The sequence below is a fragment of the Streptomyces sp. 8N616 genome (genome assembly GCF_052246385.1).
Classification (GTDB): domain Bacteria; phylum Actinomycetota; class Actinomycetes; order Streptomycetales; family Streptomycetaceae; genus Streptomyces.
Genome location: NZ_JBQQBY010000017.1, coordinates 1 through 21665, shown reverse-complemented (window position 1 = coordinate 21665; position 21665 = coordinate 1). Strand labels below are relative to the sequence as shown.

General features: G+C 72.1%; 18 protein-coding genes. 2 read left to right on the top strand and 16 right to left on the bottom strand.

Features of this window, described 5'->3' with window-relative positions:
* Nucleotides 1-7: 7 nt before the first annotated feature.
* Nucleotides 8-1915, bottom strand: coding sequence for an ABC transporter ATP-binding protein (locus ACTWQC_RS17320; RefSeq protein WP_443316595.1), 1908 nt, complete (start codon nucleotides 1913-1915; stop codon nucleotides 8-10).
* A gap of 159 nt (nucleotides 1916-2074) precedes the next feature.
* Nucleotides 2075-3007: a methionyl-tRNA formyltransferase gene (gene fmt / locus ACTWQC_RS17315; protein WP_443316594.1), complete on the bottom strand. Its 933-nt coding sequence runs from the start codon at nucleotides 3005-3007 to the stop codon at nucleotides 2075-2077.
* Nucleotides 3008-3329: 322 nt separating this feature from the next.
* Here fmt and ACTWQC_RS17310 point away from each other — a divergent pair, with 322 nt between their 5' ends.
* Complete coding sequence (locus ACTWQC_RS17310; RefSeq protein ID WP_443316593.1) at nucleotides 3330-3887, top strand: hypothetical protein; 558 nt, start codon at nucleotides 3330-3332, stop codon at nucleotides 3885-3887.
* Nucleotides 3888-3999: 112 nt separating this feature from the next.
* Here ACTWQC_RS17310 and ACTWQC_RS17305 read toward each other — a convergent pair whose 3' ends face one another.
* The 14 genes from ACTWQC_RS17305 to pyrR form a co-directional block, all read right to left on the bottom strand.
* Nucleotides 4000-6177, bottom strand: coding sequence for a primosomal protein N' (locus ACTWQC_RS17305; RefSeq protein WP_443316592.1), 2178 nt, complete (start codon nucleotides 6175-6177; stop codon nucleotides 4000-4002).
* Nucleotides 6178-6533: 356 nt separating this feature from the next.
* The gene (gene metK / locus ACTWQC_RS17300; RefSeq protein WP_443316591.1) at nucleotides 6534-7742 is read right to left on the bottom strand and encodes a methionine adenosyltransferase; all 1209 of its coding nucleotides are present in this window, start codon (nucleotides 7740-7742) and stop codon (nucleotides 6534-6536) included.
* Nucleotides 7743-7994: 252 nt separating this feature from the next.
* Nucleotides 7995-9206: a bifunctional phosphopantothenoylcysteine decarboxylase/phosphopantothenate--cysteine ligase CoaBC gene (gene coaBC / locus ACTWQC_RS17295; protein WP_443316723.1), complete on the bottom strand. Its 1212-nt coding sequence runs from the start codon at nucleotides 9204-9206 to the stop codon at nucleotides 7995-7997.
* An 82-nt stretch (nucleotides 9207-9288) separates the two neighbouring features.
* Complete coding sequence (gene rpoZ / locus ACTWQC_RS17290; RefSeq protein ID WP_003982715.1) at nucleotides 9289-9561, bottom strand: DNA-directed RNA polymerase subunit omega; 273 nt, start codon at nucleotides 9559-9561, stop codon at nucleotides 9289-9291.
* A 28-nt stretch (nucleotides 9562-9589) separates the two neighbouring features.
* Nucleotides 9590-10147: a guanylate kinase gene (gene gmk, locus ACTWQC_RS17285; protein WP_443316590.1), complete on the bottom strand. Its 558-nt coding sequence runs from the start codon at nucleotides 10145-10147 to the stop codon at nucleotides 9590-9592.
* Nucleotides 10148-10185: 38 nt separating this feature from the next.
* On the bottom strand, nucleotides 10186-10509 hold the full coding sequence (locus tag ACTWQC_RS17280) for an integration host factor (RefSeq protein ID WP_055492888.1): 324 nt from the start codon (nucleotides 10507-10509) through the stop codon (nucleotides 10186-10188).
* Between the two features lie 268 nt (nucleotides 10510-10777).
* On the bottom strand, nucleotides 10778-11617 hold the full coding sequence (gene pyrF / locus ACTWQC_RS17275) for an orotidine-5'-phosphate decarboxylase (protein WP_443316722.1): 840 nt from the start codon (nucleotides 11615-11617) through the stop codon (nucleotides 10778-10780).
* A 2-nt stretch (nucleotides 11618-11619) separates the two neighbouring features.
* A complete protein-coding gene (locus tag ACTWQC_RS17270) occupies nucleotides 11620-12735 on the bottom strand; it encodes a quinone-dependent dihydroorotate dehydrogenase (protein ID WP_443316589.1) in 1116 nt (371 codons plus the stop codon).
* Nucleotides 12736-12820: 85 nt separating this feature from the next.
* On the bottom strand, nucleotides 12821-16132 hold the full coding sequence (gene carB / locus ACTWQC_RS17265) for a carbamoyl-phosphate synthase large subunit (RefSeq protein ID WP_443316588.1): 3312 nt from the start codon (nucleotides 16130-16132) through the stop codon (nucleotides 12821-12823).
* Entirely contained in the window at nucleotides 16125-17288 is a 1164-nt protein-coding gene (carA, locus tag ACTWQC_RS17260) for a glutamine-hydrolyzing carbamoyl-phosphate synthase small subunit (RefSeq protein ID WP_443316587.1), read from the bottom strand. Before carA ends, carB begins: the two co-directional genes overlap by 8 nt.
* Entirely contained in the window at nucleotides 17285-17845 is a 561-nt protein-coding gene (locus ACTWQC_RS17255) for a PH-like domain-containing protein (protein ID WP_443316586.1), read from the bottom strand. The genes carA and ACTWQC_RS17255 overlap by 4 nt, the downstream gene beginning before the upstream one ends.
* Nucleotides 17842-19155, bottom strand: a complete 1314-nt coding sequence (locus tag ACTWQC_RS17250; RefSeq protein WP_443316585.1) for a dihydroorotase — start codon at nucleotides 19153-19155, stop codon at nucleotides 17842-17844. The genes ACTWQC_RS17255 and ACTWQC_RS17250 overlap by 4 nt, the downstream gene beginning before the upstream one ends.
* Nucleotides 19152-20189 (bottom strand): aspartate carbamoyltransferase catalytic subunit, encoded by a 1038-nt coding sequence (locus ACTWQC_RS17245; RefSeq protein WP_443316584.1) that lies wholly within the window; start codon nucleotides 20187-20189, stop codon nucleotides 19152-19154. Before ACTWQC_RS17245 ends, ACTWQC_RS17250 begins: the two co-directional genes overlap by 4 nt.
* Nucleotides 20190-20275: 86 nt before the next feature.
* Nucleotides 20276-20860: a bifunctional pyr operon transcriptional regulator/uracil phosphoribosyltransferase PyrR gene (gene pyrR / locus ACTWQC_RS17240; protein WP_443316583.1), complete on the bottom strand. Its 585-nt coding sequence runs from the start codon at nucleotides 20858-20860 to the stop codon at nucleotides 20276-20278.
* A 217-nt stretch (nucleotides 20861-21077) separates the two neighbouring features.
* On the opposite strand from pyrR, the gene bldD reads away from it, so the two are divergent.
* Entirely contained in the window at nucleotides 21078-21578 is a 501-nt protein-coding gene (bldD, locus tag ACTWQC_RS17235) for a transcriptional regulator BldD (protein WP_004948690.1), read from the top strand.
* Nucleotides 21579-21665: the final 87 nt, after the last annotated feature.

Here is a 21665-nt window from a genome sequence, read left to right as displayed (position 1 = left end):
GACCAGCCTACGTCGCCTGCGCGGCCCGGACCGCCGCCGGCTGCTGCGGGGACGGCTGCTCGAACTGGGTCCGGTACAGCTCCGCGTAACGGCCGCCCGCCGACAGCAGATCGGTGTGCGTACCGCGCTCCACTATCCGCCCGTCCTCGACGACGAGGATGAGGTCCGCGGCCCGCACGGTGGACAGCCGGTGGGCTATGACCACCGCGGTGCGCCCGTCGAGCGCCTCGCTCAGCGCCTCCTGGACGGCCGCCTCGGACGTCGAGTCCAGGTGCGCGGTGGCCTCGTCGAGGATGACCACGCGCGGCCGTGCCAGCAGCAGCCGGGCGATCGTCAACCGCTGGCGCTCGCCGCCGGAGAGGCGGTAACCGCGCTCGCCGACGACCGTGTCCAGGCCGTCGGGCAGCGCCGCGACGAGCCCGTCGAGCCGGGCCCTGCGGAGGGCGTCCCAGAGGTCGTCGTCGCCTGAGCCGGGGCGCGCGAGCAGCAGGTTCGCGCGGATCGAGTCGTGGAAGAGGTGTCCGTCCTGGGTCACCATGCCGAGCGTCTCGCGGACCGAGTCGGCGGTCAGGTCCCGTACGTCCACGCCGGAGAGGCGTACGGCGCCGCTGTCGGCGTCGTACAGCCGCGGCACCAGCTGCGCGATGGTCGACTTGCCCGCGCCGGAGGAGCCGACGAGGGCGACCATGCGGCCCGGCTCGGCGCGGAAGGACACATCGTGCAGGACGTCGGCCCCGCCCCGGGTGTCGAGCTGGGCCACCTCCTCGAGGGAGGCGAGGGAGACCTTGTCGGCGGACGGGTAGCCGAAGTTGACCCGGTCGAACTCCACGGACACCGGCCCGTCCGGAACCCGCCGGGCGTCCGGCTTCTCGGTGATGAGCGGCTCCAGGTCCAGCACCTCGAAGACGCGCTCGAAGCTCACCAGGGCGCTCATCACCTCGACGCGGGCTCCGGCCAGGGCGGTCAGCGGCGCGTAGAGGCGGGTGAGCAGCAGCGCGAGCGCGACGACGGCGCCGGGGTCGAGCCGGCCGCGCAGCGCGTAGAAACCGCCCAGCCCGTAGACGAGGGCGAGGGCCAGGGCGGAGACCAGGGTCAGCGCGGTGACGAACGAGACCTGGACCATCGCCGTACGCACCCCGATGTCCCGTACGCGGTCCGCCCGGGCGGCGAACTCGGCCGACTCGTCGGCCGGGCGCCCGAACAGCTTCACCAGCGTCGCTCCGGGCGCGGAGAAGCGCTCGGTCATCTGGGTGCTCATCGCGGCGTTGTGGTTCGCGGCCTCGCGGCGCAGCTTCGCAAGCCGGCCGCCGACCCGCCGGGCGGGCAGCAGGAAGACGGGCAGCAGGAGCAGCGCGAGGAGGGTGATCTGCCAGGAGATCCCGATCATCACGATCAGCGTGAGGAGCAGCGTCACGAAGTTGCCGACGACGCCGGAGAGGGTGTCGCTGAACGCCCGCTGCGCGCCGATGACGTCGTTGTTGAGGCGGCTGACCAGAGCGCCGGTGCGGGTACGCGTGAAGAAGGCGACCGGCATGCGCTGGACGTGGTCGAAGACCGCGGTGCGCAGGTCGAGGATCAGGCCTTCGCCGATGGTGGCGGACAGCCAGCGGGTCACGAGCCCGAGTCCGGCCTCGGCCAGCGCGATGACGGCGATGAGGGCGGCGAGCCCGATGACGACGCCGCTCGAGGTGCGGTCCACGATCGCGTCGACGACCCGGCCGGCGAGCAGGGGCGTGGCGACTGCGAGCATGGCCGTCGCGATGCCGAGCAGCAGGAACCAGAGCAGCTTGGCGCGGTGCGGGCGGGCGAAGCCGCCGATGCGGCGGAGCGTCGCGCGGGAGAAGGGGCGCCGGTCGGCGTCCTGGGCGTACGTCGCCCGGTGGAGCGACGACCACGCGGTGACTTCCATGTCCATCGGGCACCTCCGAGAGTCTCGGTGTGCCGCGGTGGGCTTCCCGGCACGACACGGACCCTAGAACCTCAACAAGAGTCGAGGTCAAGGCGTTCCCGGTCTCCCGTGACTCTGGGGACTTACGTCTGCGCGACGGCTGCTGTGTCTGCGCGGCCCGTACGCCTATGCGCCCAGCCTCTCCCCGCCCGCGATGCGCACACCGCGCGCCCAGTCGGCCGCCCGCATCGGCTTCTTGCCCTGCGGCTGCACCCACAGCAGCTCGGCCGCGTGCGAGCCCGTCCCGGCGTACACCGCGTTCTTGGTGACGGCGAGCTCGCCGGGCCCCAGGTCCGTACGGTCCGGCAGCAGCGCCACCGACATCACCTTCAGCCGCTCCCCGCGGAACACCGTCCAGGCACCCGGCGCGGGGGCGCAGGCGCGGACGAGCCGGTCCACCCGCAGCGCGGGCGCCGACCAGTGGATCAGGGCGTCCTCGACATTGATCTTCGACGCGTACGTGACGCCCTCGGCGGGCTGCGGCACCGCCTTGAGCGTCCCGTCCTCGATGCCGTCCATCGTCGCGGCCAGCAGTCCCGCGCCCGCGAAGGCGAGCCGGGTCAGCAGGTCCCCGCTGGTGTCCGTCGGCCGCACCTGCTCGGTGACCACCCCGTACACCGGTCCTGTGTCGAGCCCCTCCTCGATCCGGAAGGTCGAGGCGCCGGTCACCTCGTCGCCCGCCAGCACGGCGTGCTGCACGGGCGCGGCGCCGCGCCACGCGGGCAGCAGCGAGAAGTGCAGGTTCACCCAGCCGCGGGCGGGGATCTCCAGCGCCTCCTTGGGCAGCAGCGCGCCGTAGGCCACGACCGGGCAGCAGTCCGGGGCGATCTCCCTGAGCCGGGCGAGGAAGTCCTCGTCGCGCGGCTTCGCGGGCTTGAGCACCTCGATGCCGGCCTCCTCGGCGCGCTGCGCGACGGGGCTGGCGACGAGGCGGCGCCCGCGGCCCGCGGCCGCGTCGGGCCGCGTGACGACGGCCGCGACCTCGTGCCGCTCCGAGGCGATCAGGGCGTCCAGTGCGGGTACGGCGACCTCGGGGGTGCCGGCGAAGACGAGCTTCATCGGTGGTGCGCTGCCTCTCAGGCGAGAACGACGGTGGCAGGGTGGCGGGTTCGGCCGGTGCCGGGCCGGGCAGCCGGTGCCGGGTTCGGCCGGGTGCGGAGCGCACCAGTCTATGGGCTCGCCCCCGGGCCCAACCTGCCGCGGTACGGCCCGCGCCCGGCCCAGGCCGTACCCACTCCCGTCCGCCCATCGGCCACGGGTCCACGCTCCCGGGGCCGTGACCCCGAAGGCAGGTCCCGCGTTGGTCCGGTCAAGAGAGATTGACCGCACGGGCCGCAGTCGCGGCCCGCTCCTTTTCAACGCCGGTTCGAGAGGCTTGTTCATGGCCGACCACGCAACCCACGACGCCCAGGCTCGGGCCAGCCTGCACCTGCTGGTGCGGGACATCGAGCGGGTCCGCCGGCAGGTGGACGCACTGCGCACGCTCACCGCCCAGCTGGGCAACGTCTACCGGCCGCGGCGCACCGGCCCGTCCGCGGGCTTCGTCGTCTACGGGAGGGCGCCCGCGCCCACGGTGCGGCTCGCCCAGGAGCTGCGCGACAGCGTAGAGACACTGGTCACGGCGGCCGTCGACTTCGACCGCTCACTGGGCTTCTCCTGGGACGCGGTGGGCTCGGCGCTCGGGGTGACGAAGCAGGCGGTGCACCGCCGTTACGGCTCACGCCGCGCGACCGCGCAGAGCGGCCCCGAGAACGAGAACCCGGCCCGTACGACGGCGGACGGCCCCACCGTGCCGATCGCGCCGGCGCCGTCCGGCATCCGGCACGGCGCGCCACAGCCCGCCGTCCCCGCGGCCCGCTCGATGCCACCGCGGCCCGCTCCCTCCCCCGTCCGCGAAGAACCCCGCCCCACGGCCCTCCCTGGTCCGCGGCACGGCTGACGAGGCCTGACCGGCCCGGCGTCCGTATGTCGCCCCCAGCCCCGAACGAGTGGGCTGCCACGGGCGGTTGGCGGCCGGACCCGGGAGTCTTCCCCGGTGCGCCGCCCCACCGTCAGCCGAGATCCGGTGGGTCGATGCGGACGCGGACGGGGTCGCCCTCGCGGCGGACCGCGCGGGAAGCCTGGCCCGCCTTGAGGGCAGCCGCAAGGGCCGCGCCGCTGCCTGGCCGGACGCGCAGCAGGGCGCGTTCCCAGCTCTCCCCCGGCGGGGGATCCCCCGGGCGGCGCGGGCGGCCCGACTCCGTCACCGGCAGCGGCACAGGCCCCAACACCTCCGTGCCCTCCGGGAGTTCGGCCGAGGTGACCAGGTCCTGAACGTCCTCGGGGCGCCCGGCCACCGCCGCGATCCGGGAGACCGGCGGGAACCCCAGCTGGGCCCGCTCGGCGAGCTCCCGCATCGCATGGCCCGCCGGGTCCCAGCGGACCAGGGCCTGTACGGGCCGCAGCGTCGGCTCAGCGACGACGACCACCGTGCCCCCGTCCTCCTGGCCGCGCACGAGTGAGGCCGCACCCAGCCAGCGGCGCAGCGCCTCCTCTCCCGCCCGCAGGTCGGGGCGGCCGAGCATGGCCCAGCCGTCGAGCAGCAACGCGGCGGCATAACCGCCCTCGGCGACCGGCTCCGCGCCCGGCGTGCTGACGACCAGGGCGGGCCGGTCCGGGACGGTGTCCAGAACGTGGTCGCGGCCCGAGGTCCGTACCGTAACCGCGGGGAAGGCCCTGCCCAGCTCCTCGGCCGTGCGCCGCGCACCGACGATCTGTGCACGCAGGCGCGCTCCCCCGCACTCGGCGCAGTGCCATGACGTCTCGGCACGCCCGCACCACCCGCATCGCAGCCCGCCCCCGTCCTGCCCCTCCTGCGCCTCCTCCGCCTCGAGCGGACCGGCGCACTGCCCACAGCGGGCCGGGGTCCGGCACCGCTCACAGGACAGCCTCGGCACGTACCCGCGCCGGGGCACCTGGATCAGCACCGGGCCCGTACGCAGGCCCTCCCGCACCACCTGCCAGGCCAGGGTCGGCAGCCGGGCGGCGCGGGCGGCCTCGTCGCGCGCCAGATCGGCATCGCCGACCGTACGGATCAGGGGCGCCGCGGCGCGGACCTGGTCCCTCGGCGCCGCGAGCGGCAGCGCCCAGCCGGTCTCGACGAGCTGCGCGCCCTCGACCGTGCAGCCGACACCGCCGAGCAGGAACGCGGCCTTCTCGTGGGCGGCGCGCAGCAGCAGCACCTCACGCGCGTGCGGCTGCGGGGCGTGCTGCTCGCTGTGGCTGGAGTCCCCGTCGTCCCAGATGGCGGCGAGGCCCAGGTCGCGCACGGGGGCGAACATGGCGGCCCGGGTGCCGACCACGGCCCGCACGGAGCCTCGGCTGACCGCGAGCCATCTGCGGTAGCGCTCCTCGGGGCCGCTGTCGGCGGTGAGCAGCACATGACGCCCGGCGCCGATCAGTGCGGTGAGCGCGGCGTCGACGCGCCCCGCCGTACGCCCGTCCGGCACGACGACGAGCGCGCCGCGCCCGGAGGCGAGCGCCGCCGCGGCGGCCCGCGCGAGCTCGTCCGCCCAGTGGGGCCCCGGCAGCGCGGTCCACACCGCCCGCGGGGAGTCGCCGCGCGCCAGAGCCTGGAGATAGCCGGGGCCGCTGGCATATCGCGACCACGTCCCGGGGGCCGGTGCCGGGGGCGGCGGCAGCGGTTCGGCGGCGGCCTCGGCCTCGGGGCGTACGCGACGCGGGGGGACGGCCAGCTGTACGACGTCGGCGAGCGCCCCCGCGTACCGGTCGGCGACCGCGCGGCACAGGGCCAGCAGGCCGGGGCTCAGCACCGGTTCGGGGGAGAGCACCTGGGCGATGGGGGCCAGCAGGCCGCGGTAGTCGCTCTCCGCGAGGCGCTCCACGATGAACCCGTCGTGCAGCTCCCCGCCCTCGCGCCGTCCCTTCACGACCCGGGCTCCGAAACGGACGCGGACGCGGGCACCGGGCTGCGCCTCGGCGTCCATCGCGGCGGGGACGGCGTAGTCGAAGTACTGGTCGAGGTGGATCAGGCCCTTGTCGACGAGCACCCGCGCCACCGGCCGCTCCTCGGCGAGCGCGGCACCGCGCCAGGTGCGCGGTTTGGCCCGCGGCGCCTTCGTCTTGCGCACGGTCTCGCGAATGAGCGCGAGCTGCTCGCCCCCGTGCGGTTCCGCCGCCGGGGCGCCATGCGCCGGATCCCGCTCCGGCCGCCCTTTCTCGCTGCTCACACCCACCGTCCTACCAGACGGGACCGACACGACGACGCCCCAGAGAAGCAGAAACCGAACGGATACTCGGCGGGTGAACCACCTGCCTCAGCCCGGCCCGAGCTGCCGATGCCTGAGGACACCACCGTGTCTCTCTGCCGGCCCGCGCGAGCCCCAAGGCACGAATCGGACTCATCCGGGGAAACGGTCGGGGCGCCGCGTGAGTGGAGCCGGCGTCGTCGGGCCCTGGGCGCGGCCCGGGCAGTCGCCAACGTGCCGTACGTACCGCAGGGATTCCCGTGGTAGCGGCCGGTACGACAGCGCTGCGGCCCCGGACCGTCTCCCGGTCCGGGGCCGCAGCGCTGTTCAGGTCAGGCCTACAGACCGGCCGCCGCCTTCAGCGCGTCCACGCGGTCCGCGCGCTCCCAGGTGAAGTCCGGGAGCTCGCGGCCGAAGTGGCCGTACGCCGCGGTCTGGGCGTAGATCGGACGGAGCAGGTCCAGGTCGCGGATGATCGCGGCCGGGCGCAGGTCGAAGACCTCGCTGATGGCCTGCTCGATCTTGTCGACCTCCACCTTGGCGGTGCCGAAGGTCTCCACGAAAAGGCCGACGGGCTCGGCCTTGCCGATCGCGTACGCGACCTGCACCTCGCAGCGCGAGGCGAGGCCCGCCGCGACGACGTTCTTCGCGACCCAGCGCATCGCGTACGCCGCCGAGCGGTCGACCTTGGACGGGTCCTTGCCGGAGAAGGCACCGCCGCCGTGGCGGGCCATGCCGCCGTAGGTGTCGATGATGATCTTCCGGCCGGTGAGGCCCGCGTCGCCCATCGGGCCGCCGATCTCGAAACGGCCGGTCGGGTTCACCAGCAGCCGGTAGCCGTTGGTGTCCAGCTTGATGCCGTCCTCGACCAGCTGCTCCAGCACATGCTCCACGACGAACTCGCGGACGTCGGGCGCCAGGAGCGAGTCCAGGTCGATGTCCGAGGCGTGCTGCGAGGAGACCACGACGGTGTCGAGACGCACGGCCTTGTCGCCGTCGTACTCGATGGTGACCTGGGTCTTGCCGTCCGGGCGCAGGTACGGGATGGTCCCGTTCTTCCGGACCTCCGACAGCCGCCGGGAGAGCCGGTGCGCCAGGTAGATCGGCAGCGGCATCAGCTCGGGCGTCTCGTCGCAGGCGTAGCCGAACATCAGGCCCTGGTCGCCCGCGCCCTGCCGGTCCAGCTCGTCGTCGTCGCCCTCGACCCGCTGCTCGTACGCGGCATCGACGCCCTGCGCGATGTCCGGCGACTGCGCGCCGATGGACACCGACACACCACAGGAAGCGCCGTCGAAGCCCTTCTTCGAGGAGTCGTAGCCGATCTCGAGGATCTTGTTCCGGACGAGCGTGGCGATCGGCGCGTAGGCCTTGGTCGTCACCTCGCCGGCCACGTGCACAAGGCCCGTGGTGATCAAGGTCTCCACGGCGACCCGGGAGGTCGGGTCCTCCTTGAGCAACGCGTCGAGAATCGTGTCGCTGATCTGGTCAGCGATCTTGTCGGGGTGGCCCTCGGTCACAGACTCCGAGGTGAAGAGGCGGCGGGACACATCGCTCCCTGGGGTTGCAGCGGCTGCTGACTGATCATGGCTGATCATAGGCGGACCCGTGCGGGGGCTGCGCCCGACGCGGATCCGGCACCAGTTTATCCGTCACCTTCGACGAACGAACATGGCATCTCGCTTCGTGGGAGCCTTGTGACCTGGCGCACCGGCCGTTCACTGGACATTCGCCGCCCGTTCCCCTAGCGCGAGTCGGGCGTGTCGGCCGGAATCGGGCGTTCCGGGAGCGAAGCGAAGACATCAGCTGGTGCGTGCCCTCACCAGGTCCCAGACCCTATCGGCCAGGGCCTCCTTCGGCCCGAAGGGCACCGGGGTCTCGCTGCCGTCGGCGCCGAGCACGACGGCCTCGTTCTCCTCGGAGCCGAAGGTCCTGCGCTCCCCCACCTCGTTGACAACCAGCAGGTCGCAGCGCTTGCGGGCCAGTTTGGCGCGGCCGTTGGCCAGGACGTCGTCGGTCTCGGCGGCGAAGCCGACGATCACCTGTCCTGCCCGCGCCCGGTCGGCGGAGATCTCGGCGAGCACGTCCGGGTTGCGCACCAGGGCGATCGGCTCGGGCTCCACGCCCTCCTGCTTCTTGATCTTGCCTTCGGCGTAGCGCGCGGGCCGGAAGTCGGCGACGGCGGCGGCCATGACGACGGCGTCCGCGTCGGCCGCGGCCTTGAGCACCGCCTCGCGCAGCTGGACGGCCGTCCCGACCGGGACGACATCGACGCCCGCCGGGTCCGGCAGTCCGGTGGTGTTGGCGGCGACCAGCGTCACGCGGGCGCCGCGCGCGACGGCCGTACGGGCCAGGGCGTAGCCCTGCTTGCCGGACGAGCGGTTGCCGATGAAGCGCACGGGGTCGAGCGGCTCGCGGGTGCCGCCCGCGCTCACGACGACATGGAGGCCCGCCATGTCCTGCTCGGCGCCGGTGGCCCCGCGGGCGAGGACGCGGCGGCAGACATCGAAGATCTCGCCGGGCTCGGGGAGCCGCCCCTTGCCGGTGTCGACGCCCGTGAGCCGGCCGACGGCGGGCTCGATGACTATCGAGCCGCGGCGGCGCAGCGTAGCGACGTTCTCCTGAGTGGCCGGGTGTTCCCACATCTCGGTGTGCATGGCCGGGGCGAAGATCACCGGACAGCGGGCGGTGAGGAGCGTGTTGGTGAGCAGGTCGTCGGCAATGCCGTGGGCGGCCTTGGCGAGCATGTCGGCGGTGGCCGGGGCGACCACGACAAGGTCGGCGGCCTGGCCGATCCTGACGTGGGGCACCTCGTGGACGGACTCCCACACCTCGGTGGAGACGGGGTTGCCGGAGAGCGCGGACCAGGTGGCCTCGCCGACGAACTGCAGCGCGGAGGCGGTCGGCACGACCCGTACGTCATGCCCGGACTCGGTCAGGCGGCGCAGGAGCTCGCACGCCTTGTACGCGGCGATCCCGCCGCTGACCCCCAGCACGACCTTTGGCTTTTCCATCGCCTCACTCATGCGTCTATGACACACCACAGGCCCGGCGGACGTACCGCCGGGCCTGTGGAAAAGCCGAGATTAATGCTACTTACTGCGCCGGGCCCTCGACGGCCTCCGAGGTCAGCAGACCCGCATTGATCTCGCGTAGGGCGATCGAGAGCGGCTTCTCGTGCACATGCGTGTCCACGAGCGGGCCCACGTACTCAAGCAGGCCCTCGCCGAGCTGGGAGTAGTAGGCGTTGATCTGACGCGCGCGCTTGGCCGCGTAGATCACGAGGCTGTACTTCGAGTCGGTGGCCTCGAGCAGCTCGTCGATCGGCGGGTTGATGATGCCCTCGGGCGCGGTGATGGAAGAGGACACGCTCTACCTTCCGAAAGGGTGGAAAAGATCAATTACTCTGCATCAAGGCTAGCAGCTCGCGCGCCACGTCCTCGACCGAGGTGTTGACCAGGGTCGTATCGAACTCCGGCTCGGCCGCGAGCTCGGTCTTGGCGACCTCCAGCCGGCGCTCGATGACCTCCGGCGGCTCGGTGCCGCGGCCGGTGAGCCGGCGGACCAGCTCTTCCCAGCCCGGCGGGGCGAGGAAGACCAGCAGCGCATCCGGCATGGACTCGCGGACCAGCCGTGCACCCTGAAGGTCGATCTCCAGCAGCACGGGCTGGCCCGCCTCCAGGTGCTCCAGGACCGCTCGTCGCGGCGTCCCGTACCGGTTCCCCGCGAACTCGGCCCACTCCAGCAGCTCGCCGTTGGCGATGAGCTTGTCGAACTCTTCGTCGTCGACGAAGAAGTAGTGGACGCCGTGCCGCTCCCCGGGGCGGGGCTTGCGGGTGGTGGCCGAGACCGAGAGCCAGACCTCGGGGTGGACCTTGCGCAGATGGGCGACGACCGTGCTCTTCCCGACCCCGGAGGGGCCGGAGAGCACGGTCAGCCGCGGACGTTCGCTCATGCAGCGATTATCCAGGTTCCCGGGGGTGCCCGAGAACATCAGGAGGCGGCGCCGCCGAACTCGCGCTCAAGCGACGCGATCTGGTTGGACCCGAGGCCGCGTACGCGGCGGCTCTCGGAAATGCCGAGCCGCTCCATGATCTGCTTGGCACGGACCTTGCCGACGCCGGGCAAGGACTCGAGGAGGGCGGAGACCTTCATCTTTCCGATGACATCGTTCTCCTGGCCCTGCTTGATGACCTCATGCAGCGAGGCGCCGGAGTGCTTGAGTCGATTCTTGACCTCGGCCCGCTCCCGGCGAGCCGCGGCGGCCTTTTCGAGCGCGGCTGCGCGCTGTTCAGGGGTAAGGGGCGGAAGAGCCACGCCTACGTCACCTCGGATGTCGAACTGTCGGATACGGACCGGTTGGAACCTAGTCGCCCCACACCTGCGGAGCAACGAGCAACGCGCTTGCACGTTCGCTCTGCGACGGAGACTAGCGGCCGAGGGCGCTCCAGTCAGCGAGAACGAACGAAAAGTCCTGGTCAGCCTCGCTTGACTGGGACAATTGGGACAAATACCCCCCGGTTTCGCACGAAATTGTTCAACAGGGACGAGTCGGGAGCGCCGCGCGGCCGCCGACCGGCGCGCGTTACCCCCCGTATACGGCCGCCCGTACCTCGTCCGCGAAGCGGGCCGCGGCCTCCCGCAGCCCCGCCGCGTCCGGCCCGTTGCGCAGTACCCCGCGGCTGACGCTCGGCACCACGTTGCGGACTGCCGAGCCGAAGACGCCGGGGAGGTCGGCCGGGGTCGCGCCCTGGGCGCCGATGCCGGGGGCGAGCAGCGGACCGTTGATGGCGAGATCGGCACGGGCGGCCCCCAAGGTGGCGCCCACGACCGCGCCGACCGAGCCGAGCGGCTCCGCGCCCGCGTTCTCGGCCGCCATGTGGTCGAGCATCACCTGGGCGAGGGACTGGCCGCCCACGGCCGTGGCGCGCTGCACCTCGGCCCCCTCCGGGTTGGAGGTGAGGGCGAGGACGAAGACCCCGCAGCCGTTGATCACGGCCGCGTCCAGCGCCGGGCGCAGCGAGCCGAAGCCGAGGTACGGGCTGAGGGTGACGGCGTCCGAGAACAGCGGGCTGTCCTTGTGGAGGTACGTCTCGGCGTACGCGCCCATGGTCGAGCCGATGTCGCCGCGCTTGGCGTCCATGATCACCAGGGCTCCGGCGGAGCGGGCGTCGGCGACGGCGCGCTCCAGCACGGCGATGCCCTTCGAGCCGAAGCGCTCGAAGAACGCGGACTGCGGCTTGAGGACCGCGACGCGGTCGGCGAGGGCGCCGACGACCGTACGCGTGAACCGCTCCAGGCCTGCGACGTCGTCGTTCAGGCCCCAGCCGGTGAGCAGCGAGGCGTGCGGGTCGATGCCGACGCACAGCGGGCCGCGGGTATCCATGGCCCGGCGCAGCCGGGCGCCGAAGGGCTCGAGCTCGATCATCAGGCGGCCGCCTTACGGGTCTCGGCTCCGACGGCGTCGGCGAGGGTGGCGTACGGGCTGCGGGCGAGGCGGTCCGCGAGCCCGGCGTTGATCTTCCGGCACCACCGGGGGCCTTCGTAGATGAAGCCGCTGTAGCCCTGGACCAGGGTGGCGCCGGCGAGGATGCGCTGCCAGGCGTCGTCGGCGGTCTCGATCCCGCCGACGCCGACGAGGGTGATCCGGTCGCCCACGCGCGCGTAGAGCCGGCGCAGCACCTCCAGGGAGCGGGCCTTGAGGGGCGCGCCCGACAGGCCTCCGGCTCCGATCTCCTCGACCGTGGCCTTGTCCGTGGTCAGGCCGAGGCCGTCGCGGGCGATGGTGGTGTTGGTGGCGATGATCCCGTCGAGGTCCAGCTCGACCGCGAGATCGGCGACGGCGTCCACGTCCTCGTCCGCGAGGTCCGGTGCGATCTTGACGAGCAGCGGGACGCGGCGGTCGGTGACCGTGCGGTCCGCCGCCTCGCGGACGGCGGAGAGCAGCGGGCGCAGGTGCTCGACGGCCTGGAGGCTCCGCAGTCCGGGGGTGTTCGGGGAGCTGACGTTGACGACCAGGTAGTCGGCGCGGGCGGCGAGTCGCTCGGTCGAGGTCACGTAGTCGGCGACGGCCTCCTCCTCGGGGACGGCCTTGGTCTTGCCGATGTTGACGCCGACGACCACAGGGAAGATCTCCCTGCGCCTGCCCAGCCGGGCGGCGACGGCCGCGGAGCCCTCGTTGTTGAAGCCCATCCGGTTGATCAGCGCGCGGTCCCGGACCAGCCGGAATAGCCGCTTCCGGGGGTTGCCGGGCTGTGGCTGGGCCGTGACGGTGCCGATCTCGACGTGGCTGAAACCGAGCATCGCGAGACCGTCGATGCCGAGCGCGTTCTTGTCGAAGCCCGCGGCCAGCCCGAAGGGCCCGGCGTGCCCGAGGCCGAGCGCGGTGGTCCGCAGCCCGGCGTAGCGGGGCGCGAGCGCGGCCCGTACGGCGCTGCGCAGCACCGGGGTGCGGGCGGCGAGGCGGATCCAGGAGAAGGCCAGGTGGTGGGCCTGCTCGGGGTCCATCCGCCGGAAGATCAGTCGGAACAGGAGGGAGTACATGGGTGGAGACGGCCTTCCGCGGGCGTGAGGGGGTGTCCAGAGGCCGCCCACCCGCCCCTTTCAGGAGCGAGTGGGCGGGAGGGGCTTACGCCTCGCGTGCGGCGGTGAGATGTTCCGCGTGCTCCTGGAGGGAGCGGACGCCGACATCGCCGCGGCTGAGCGCCTCGATGCCCTGGACGGCCGCGGCCAGGGCCTGGACCGTCGTCAGGCAGGGCACGCCGCGCGCGACCGCCGCCGTACGGATGTCGTAGCCGTCGAGGCGGCCGCCGGTGCCGTACGGGGTATTGACGATCAGGTCCACCTGGCCGTCGTGGATCAGCTGGACGATGGTCTTCTCGCCGTGCGGCCCCTCGCCCTCGCTCTGCTTGCGCACGACCGTCGCGTTGATGCCGTTGCGCTTGAGCACCTCGGCGGTGCCGGAGGTGGCGAGCAGCTCGAAGCCGTGCGCGACCAGCTCGCGCGCCGGGAAGATCATCGAGCGCTTGTCGCGGTTGGCGACGGAGACGAAGGCGCGGCCCTTGGTCGGCAGCGCGCCGTACGCCCCGGCCTGCGACTTCGCGTACGCCGTGCCGAACACCGAGTCGATGCCCATGACCTCGCCGGTGGAGCGCATCTCGGGACCGAGGACGGTGTCCACACCGCGCCCGGAGGCGTCCCGGAAGCGGCTCCACGGCATCACGGCCTCCTTGACGGAGATCGGTGCGTCGAGCGGCAGCGTGCCGCCGTCGCCGCTCGCCGGCAGCAGGCCTTCGGCGCGCAGCTCGGCGATGGTCGCGCCCAGCGAGATGCGGGCGGCGGCCTTCGCCAGCGGCACGGCGGTGGCCTTGGAGGTGAAGGGGACCGTACGGGACGCGCGCGGGTTGGCCTCCAGGACGTAGAGGATGTCCCCGGCCATCGCGAACTGGATGTTGATCAGGCCACGGACGCCGACACCGCGCGCGATGGCCTCGGTGGAGGCCCTGAGCCGCTTGATGTCGAAGCCGCCGAGGGTGATCGGGGGCAGTGCGCAGGCCGAGTCGCCGGAGTGGATGCCGGCCTCCTCGATGTGCTCCATGACGCCGCCGAGGTAGAGCTCGGTGCCGTCGTAGAGCGCGTCGATGTCGATCTCGATGGCGTCGTCGAGGAACCGGTCGACGAGGACGGGGTGTTCGGAGATCAGGCCCGCGTGCCGCTCCAGATACGCGGCCAGCGACTCCTCGTCGTAGACGATCTCCATGCCGCGGCCGCCGAGCACGTACGACGGGCGCACGAGCACCGGGTAGCCGATCTCCTCGGCGATCTCGCGTGCCTCGGCGAAGGAGAAGGCGGTGCCGTGCTTGGGGGCGGGGAGGCCGGCCTCCTTCAGGACGCGGCCGAAGGCGCCGCGCTCCTCGGCGAGGTGGATGGCCTCGGGCGAGGTGCCGACGATCGGCACGCCGTTGTCCTTGAGGGCCTGCGCGAGGCCGAGCGGGGTCTGGCCGCCGAGCTGGACGATGACGCCCGCGACCGGCCCTGCCTGCTCCTCCGCGTGGACGATCTCCAGTACGTCCTCCAGCGTGAGCGGCTCGAAGTAGAGCCGGTCGGAGGTGTCGTAGTCGGTGGAGACGGTCTCCGGGTTGCAGTTGACCATGACGGTCTCGTAGCCCGCGTCGTGCAGCGCGAAGGAGGCGTGGACGCAGGAGTAGTCGAACTCGATGCCCTGGCCGATGCGGTTGGGGCCGGAGCCGAGGATGATCACGGCGGGCTTCTCGCGCGCCGCGACCTCGGTCTCCTCGTCGTAGGAGGAGTAGAAGTACGGGGTCCGGGCGGCGAATTCGGCGGCACAGGTGTCGACCGTCTTGTAGACGGGGCGGATGCCGAGGGCGTGCCGGACCTCGCGGACGACGTCCTCGCGCAGGTCCCGGATCTGCGCGAGCTGGGCGTCGGAGAAGCCGTAGCGCTTGGCCTCGGCCAGCAGCTCGGGGTGGAGCTTGTCGGCCGCAGCGACCTCGTCCGCGATCTCCTTGATGAGGAAGAGCTGGTCGGTGAACCACGGGTCGATCTTCGTGGCGTCGAAGATCTCCTTGGGCTCGGCCCCGGCGCGGATGGCCTGCATGACCGTATTGATCCGGCCGTCGGTCGGGATGCGGGCGGCGTTCAGCAACTCGCCCTTGTCGCCCGGGTGTCCGGTGAAGGAGAACTGGCTGCCCTTCTTCTCCAGCGAGCGCAGGGCCTTCTGCAGCGCCTCGGGGAAGTTACGGCCGATGGCCATGGCCTCGCCGACCGACTTCATGGTGGTGGTGAGGGTGGCGTCGGCGGCCGGGAACTTCTCGAACGCGAACCGCGGCACCTTGACGACGACGTAGTCGAGCGTGGGCTCGAAGGACGCCGGGGTCTCCCGGGTGATGTCGTTCGGGATCTCGTCGAGTGTGTAGCCGACGGCGAGCTTGGCCGCGATCTTCGCGATCGGGAAGCCGGTGGCCTTCGACGCCAGGGCGGAGGACCGGGAGACGCGCGGATTCATCTCGATGACGATGACCCGGCCGTCCTCGGGGTTGACCGCGAACTGGATGTTGCAGCCGCCGGTGTCCACGCCGACCTCGCGGATGACCGCGATGCCGATGTCCCGCAGGATCTGGTACTCGCGGTCGGTCAGCGTCATCGCCGGGGCGACGGTGATCGAGTCGCCGGTGTGCACGCCCATCGGGTCGAAGTTCTCGATGGAGCAGACGACCACGACGTTGTCGTGCTTGTCGCGCATCAGCTCCAGCTCGTACTCCTTCCAGCCGAGGATCGACTCCTCGAGGAGCACCTCGGTGGTGGGAGACAGGGTCAGGCCCTGGCCTGCGATACGGCGCAGCTCGTCCTCGTCGTGCGCGAAGCCCGAGCCCGCGCCGCCCATGGTGAAGGAGGGCCGTACGACGACGGGGTAGCCGCCGAGCTGCTCCACGCCCGCCAGAACCTCGTCCATGGAGTGGCAGATGACCGAGCGGGCGGACTCGCCATGGCCGATCTTGGCGTTGACCGCCTCGACGACGTCCTTGAACTGGTCGCGGTCCTCGCCCTTGTGGATGGCCTGGACGTTGGCGCCGATCAGTTCGACGCCGTACTTGTCGAGGGTGCCCGCCTCGTGGAGGGAGATCGCGGTGTTGAGCGCGGTCTGGCCGCCGAGAGTGGGCAGCAGCGCGTCGGGGCGCTCCTTGGCGATGATCTTCTCGACGATATCCGGGGTGATCGGCTCGACGTACGTGGCGTCGGCGATCTCCGGGTCGGTCATGATCGTGGCCGGGTTGGAGTTGACCAGGACGACCCGCATGCCCTCGGCCCGCAGGATGCGGCAGGCCTGGGTGCCGGAGTAGTCGAACTCGGCGGCCTGGCCGATGACGATCGGTCCCGACCCGATGACCAGAACGGACTGGATGTCGGTGCGCTTAGGCACGCTGGCCCTCCATCAGGGAGACGAAGCGGTCGAACAGGTACGCGGCGTCGTGCGGACCCGCGGCCGCTTCGGGGTGGTACTGGACGCTGAACGCCGGGACGTCGAGGCACTGGAGGCCCTCGACCACGCCGTCGTTGAGGCAGACGTGCGAGACCTGGACGCGCCCGTACGCCGTGTCGGAGTCGCGGTCGAGCGGAGCGTCGACGGCGAAGCCGTGGTTGTGCGCGGTGACCTCGACCTTGCCGGTGGTGCGGTCCTGGACCGGCTGGTTGATGCCGCGGTGGCCGTACTTCAGCTTGTAGGTGCCGAAGCCGAGCGCGCGGCCGAGGATCTGGTTGCCGAAGCAGATGCCGAAGAGCGGGGTCTTCCGCTCCAGCACGCCCTGCATGACCGAGACCGGGTGGCCGGCGGTGGCCGGGTCGCCGGGGCCGTTGGAGAAGAAGACGCCGTCGGGCCGGACCGCGTAGACGTCGTCGACGGTGGCCGAGGCGGGCAGCACGTGCACCTCGATGCCGCGCTGGGCCATCCGGTGCGGGGTCATGCCCTTGATACCGAGGTCGACGGCGGCGACGGTGAACTTCTTGGCTCCGATGGCGGGGACGACGTACGCCTCGGGGGTGGCGACCTCGCCGCACAGGTCCGCGCCCTTCATCTGGGGCGAGGCCTGGACCTTGGCGAGCAGCGTGGCCTCGTCGGCGATCCCCGCGCCGGAGGCGCCGACCAACGCAGGGCCGGAGAAGATGCCGACGCGCATGGCGCCGCGCTCGCGCAGGTGGCGGGTGAGCGCCCGGGTGTCGATGCCGCTGATGCCGACGACGCCCTGGGCGGTGAGTTCCTCGTCGAGGCTGCGGACGGCGCGCCAGTTGGACGGCACGCGCGCGGGGTCGCGTACGACGTAACCGGAGACCCAGATGCGCTTGGACTCGGGGTCCTCGTCGTTGACGCCGGTGTTGCCGACGTGGGGGGCGGTCATGACGACGACCTGGCGGTGGTACGACGGGTCGGTCAGGGTCTCCTGGTAGCCGGTCATGCCGGTGGAGAAGACGGCCTCGCCGAAGGTCTCCCCCACGGCCCCGTAGGCACGGCCGCGGAAGGTGCGGCCGTCCTCCAGGACGAGTACGGCGGGGGTCCTGGCCCCCCGGGTGGAGGTCGTCATCGTGCGCCTTCCGTCGTGGTGTTCAGGTGGTTCAGGGCCTCGACCCAGGCGGGGTGCTCGGCCGAGCGGTCGGAGCGGAAGCCGGAGTCGATCAGCTTCTCGCCGTGCTGCCAGGTGATGACCAGCAGGCCGCCCTCGGTGAGGACCTTGCCCGCGATGCCCTTGTCGAGCCGGGCGCCGCGCAGCGCGTCCGCGGGCACGAAGAAGTCCCGCGCGCCGGGGCGAACGACGGCCAGGCCCTCGTCGGTGAGCGTCAGCTCGGCGCGGCTGCGGGTGCCCAGGCCGTGGGCGACGATCCGATCGAGCCACTGGCCCGCGGTCGTCGAACCGTGGTATCGGCCGGTCATGGAGAGCTTCGCCTCGGACAGTGCGTCGGGCGCCGCGTGCGGCTCCGGCAGGTCGGACTGCAGCAGGCCGCGCCACTTCCAGCCCTCGCGCATCAGCCAGTACAGGAGCGCGATGAAGAGCAGCAGGCCCACGACCCAGCCGATGCGCGCGGCCAGCTCGGTGACCTCCTGGGACCTCTGCCCGGCAGCAAGATTGATGAGAGGAGTCACGCCAGCTTCCCGTCCACGACCTTCGCCCGGCCCCGCAGGAAGGTGTGGGTGACGCGCCCCGGCAGCTCGCGTCCCTCGTACGGGCTGTTGCGGCTGCGGGAGGCGAAGCCCGCGGGGTCCACGACACCACGGTAAGCCGGATCCACGAGTGTCAGGTTCGCGGGCTCGCCCGTCGCGATGGGCCGCCCGTGGCCCTCGAGGCGGCCGATGGCGGCCGGGCGGAAGGACATCCGGTCGGCGACCTGGGCCCAGTCGATGAGACCGGTATCGACCATCGTCTGCTGGACGACGGAGAGCGCGGTCTCCAGGCCGACCATGCCCATGGCCGCTGCGGCCCACTCGCAGTCCTTGTCCTCGTGCGGGTGCGGGGCGTGGTCGGTGGCGACGCAGTCGATCGTGCCGTCGGCGAGGGCCTCGCGCAGGGCCATGACGTCGGCCTCGGTGCGCAGCGGCGGGTTCACCTTGTAGACGGGGTTGTACGACCGCACGAGCTCGTCGGTGAGCAGCAGGTGGTGCGGGGTGACCTCGGCGGTCACGTCCCACCCCTTGGACTTGGCCCAGCGGACGATCTCGACGGAACCGGCGGTGGAGAGGTGGCAGATGTGCACGCGGGAGCCGACGTGAGCGGCCAGCAGCACATCGCGGGAGATGATCGACTCCTCGGCGACCGCGGGCCAGCCGCCGAGGCCGAGCTCGGCGGAGACGATGCCCTCGTTCATCTGGGCGCCCTCGGTGAGGCGGGGCTCCTGGGCGTGCTGCGCGATGACGCCGTCGAAGGCCTTCACGTACTCCAGCGCCCGCCGCATGATCACGGCGTCGTCCACGCACTTGCCGTCGTCGGAGAAGACGCGGACGCCCGCGGCCGAGTCGTGCATGGCACCGAGCTCGGCGAGCTTCTTGCCCTCCAGGCCGACGGTGACGGCGCCGACCGGCTGGACGTCGCAGTAGCCGTGGCTCCTGCCGAGCCGCCAGACCTGCTCGACGACGCCCGCGGTGTCGGCGACCGGGAAGGTGTTGGCCATGGCGTGCACGGCGGTGAAGCCGCCGATGGCGGCGGCGCGGGTGCCGGTGAGGACGGTCTCGGAGTCCTCGCGGCCGGGCTCGCGCAGGTGGGTGTGGAGATCGACGAGACCGGGCAGCAGGATCTTGCCCTCCGCCTCGATGACGGTGGCGCCCTCGGCGCTCGAGACGGTCAGATCGCTGTCGCCCCGGCGGGCGGGGGCGACGGCCGTGATGGTCTCGTCCGTGATGAGGACGTCCTGCGGCTCGCCGCCGAGGATCTTCGCACCGCGGATCAGGGTCTTGCTCATGCTTGCTTGGTCTCCTCGGTGCGAGCGGTCGAAGGGGTGGAGGTCGTCGAGGGGGCCGGCTCGGCACCGCCGAGCAGCAGGTAGAGGACGGCCATCCGGATGCTGACGCCGTTGGCGACCTGCTCGACGGCCGTGCAGCGCGGCGAGTCGGCCACCTCGGCGGTGATCTCCATGCCCCGGTTCATCGGGCCGGGGTGCATGACCACGGCGTGCTCGGGCATACGGGCCATCCGGTCGCCGTCGAGCCCGTACCGGCGGGCGTACTCGCGCTCGGTGGGGAAGAACGCGGCGTTCATGCGCTCCCGCTGGACGCGCAGCATCATCACGGCATCGGACTTCGGCAGGACGGCGTCCAGGTCGTACCCCACCTCGCACGGCCAGGTCTCGACGCCGATCGGCAGCAGGGTGGGCGGCGCGATGAGGGTGACCTCGGCGCCGAGGGTGTGCAGCAGGTGGACGTTCGAGCGGGCGACCCGGCTGTGCAGGATGTCGCCGACGATGGTGATACGGCGGCCCGCGAGGTCGCGTCCCGTGCCGTCCCCGGGGCCCTGGTGGTGCGTCGGGCCGCCGTCGGGGGCGCCCGCGAGGTGGCGGCGCATCGTGAACGCGTCGAGCAGCGCCTGGGTGGGGTGCTCGTGCGTGCCGTCACCGGCGTTGACGACCGAGCCGTTGATCCAGCCGGAGGTGGCGAGCCGGTGCGGGGCCCCGGAGGCGTAGTGGCGGATGACCACGGCGTCCGCGCCCATCGCCTCGAGGGTCAGCGCGGTGTCCTTGAGCGACTCGCCCTTGGAGACCGAGGACCCCTTGGCGGAGAAGTTGATGACGTCGGCCGAGAGGCGCTTGGCGGCGGCCTCGAAGGAGATCCGGGTGCGGGTCGAGTCCTCGAAGAAGAGGTTGACGACCGTGCGGCCGCGAAGGGTCGGCAGCTTCTTGATCGGCCGGTCGGCGACCCTGGCCATCTCCTCGGCGGTGTCGAGGATCAGGACGGCGTCGTCGCGCGAGAGGTCGGCGGCCGAGATGAGGTGGCGCTTCATCTGGTGGCTCCGTGGGTGGGAGTGAGGTGTGCGGGTGGGCGCGCGTGGGCACGGTCCCGGGGTCACCGGGGGCCGCGGACGGGGCGCTACTGCTCGACGGCCGAGGCGGTCTCGCGTACGCCGAGGAGCACGCTGTCGCGGCCGTCCTCCTCGGTCAGCTGGACCTTCACCGTCTCCCGCAGCGACGTGGGGAGGTTCTTGCCGACGTAGTCGGCGCGGATGGGCAGTTCGCGGTGGCCGCGGTCGACGAGGACCGCGAGCTGTACGGCGCGGGGGCGGCCGATGTCGCCCAGCGCGTCGAGCGCGGCGCGGATCGTACGGCCGGAGAAGAGCACGTCGTCGACCAGGACGACCAGGCGGCCGTCGACGCCGTCGCCGGGGATGTCCGTCCGCGCGAGGGCACGGGCGGGGCGCAGCCGCAGGTCGTCGCGGTACATGGTGATGTCGAGGGAGCCGACGGGCGCGGGGCGGCCGGTGATCTCCTCGAGCTTGGCGGCCAGTCGGCGGGCCAGGAAGACACCGCGGGTGGGGATGCCGAGAAGCACCACGTCGTCGGCGCCCTTGGCGCGCTCGACGATCTCGTGGGCGATGCGGGTGAGGACCCGGTCGATGTCGGGAGCCTCGAGAACGGGGCGGGCGTGAGCCGGACCCCGGGGGCTGGATGCGTCCATACGAAACGGACCTCCTTCTCCGCCTCACGGGACGGACCTTAAAGGACGTCGGGATGTGCATCGCCCACGGTACCAGGGGGCGCATGCGTGCCCGGCAGCGCCCCCGGGACCGCCCCTGACCACTGAGGACCCCCGGTCTGGACCCGTTCCGCTTGACTAAGTCAGATTACGCTGCGTAACCTCACAGTGAGTTACCAGCCTTCTTCCGGGGAGCTATATGTCCAGCGAATACGCCAAACAGCTCGGGGCCAAGCTTCGCGCCATCCGCACCCAGCAGGGCCTTTCCCTTCACGGCGTCGAGGAGAAGTCGCAGGGACGCTGGAAGGCCGTCGTCGTCGGCTCGTACGAGCGTGGCGACCGAGCGGTGACCGTGCAGCGCCTCGCGGAGCTGGCGGACTTCTACGGCGTCCCGGTGCAGGAGCTGCTGCCGGGCACCACTCCCGGCGGTGCGGCAGAGCCGCCGCCGAAGCTGGTGCTGGACCTGGAGCGGCTGGCCCACGTGCCGGCCGAGAAAGCGGGTCCGCTGCAGCGCTATGCCGCGACGATCCAGAGCCAGCGGGGTGACTACAACGGCAAGGTGCTGTCGATCCGCCAGGACGACCTGCGTACGCTCGCGGTCATTTACGACCAGTCGCCCTCGGTGCTGACCGAACAGCTCATCAGCTGGGGTGTGTTGGACGCGGATGCCCGCAGGGCGGTCCAGCACGAAGACGCCTGACGCTCGCGCGTCAGCTGAGCCGAAATTGAAGAAACGTGCCGCCAGGGGGGGGGGGCCCCCTCAGGGGGTCCCCAACCCCAGAGGGTT

What these genes read in the sequence shown, in the direction of transcription:
- ACTWQC_RS17310 (WP_443316593.1), top strand. Translation starts at nt 3,330, where the DNA reads ATGGCCGACCACGCAACCCACGACGCCCAGGCTCGGGCCAGCCTGCAC.
- ACTWQC_RS17270 (WP_443316589.1), bottom strand. Translation starts at nt 12,735, where the DNA reads ATGTACTCCCTCCTGTTCCGACTGATCTTCCGGCGGATGGACCCCGAG.
- pyrR (WP_443316583.1), bottom strand. Translation starts at nt 20,860, where the DNA reads ATGGACGCATCCAGCCCCCGGGGTCCGGCTCACGCCCGCCCCGTTCTC.
- fmt (WP_443316594.1), bottom strand. Translation starts at nt 3,007, where the DNA reads ATGAAGCTCGTCTTCGCCGGCACCCCCGAGGTCGCCGTACCCGCACTG.
- ACTWQC_RS17320 (WP_443316595.1), bottom strand. Translation starts at nt 1,915, where the DNA reads ATGGACATGGAAGTCACCGCGTGGTCGTCGCTCCACCGGGCGACGTAC.
- bldD (WP_004948690.1), top strand. Translation starts at nt 21,078, where the DNA reads ATGTCCAGCGAATACGCCAAACAGCTCGGGGCCAAGCTTCGCGCCATC.
- ACTWQC_RS17245 (WP_443316584.1), bottom strand. Translation starts at nt 20,189, where the DNA reads ATGAAGCGCCACCTCATCTCGGCCGCCGACCTCTCGCGCGACGACGCC.
- ACTWQC_RS17250 (WP_443316585.1), bottom strand. Translation starts at nt 19,155, where the DNA reads ATGAGCAAGACCCTGATCCGCGGTGCGAAGATCCTCGGCGGCGAGCCG.
- gmk (WP_443316590.1), bottom strand. Translation starts at nt 10,147, where the DNA reads ATGAGCGAACGTCCGCGGCTGACCGTGCTCTCCGGCCCCTCCGGGGTC.
- coaBC (WP_443316723.1), bottom strand. Translation starts at nt 9,206, where the DNA reads ATGGAAAAGCCAAAGGTCGTGCTGGGGGTCAGCGGCGGGATCGCCGCG.
- carA (WP_443316587.1), bottom strand. Translation starts at nt 17,288, where the DNA reads ATGACGACCTCCACCCGGGGGGCCAGGACCCCCGCCGTACTCGTCCTG.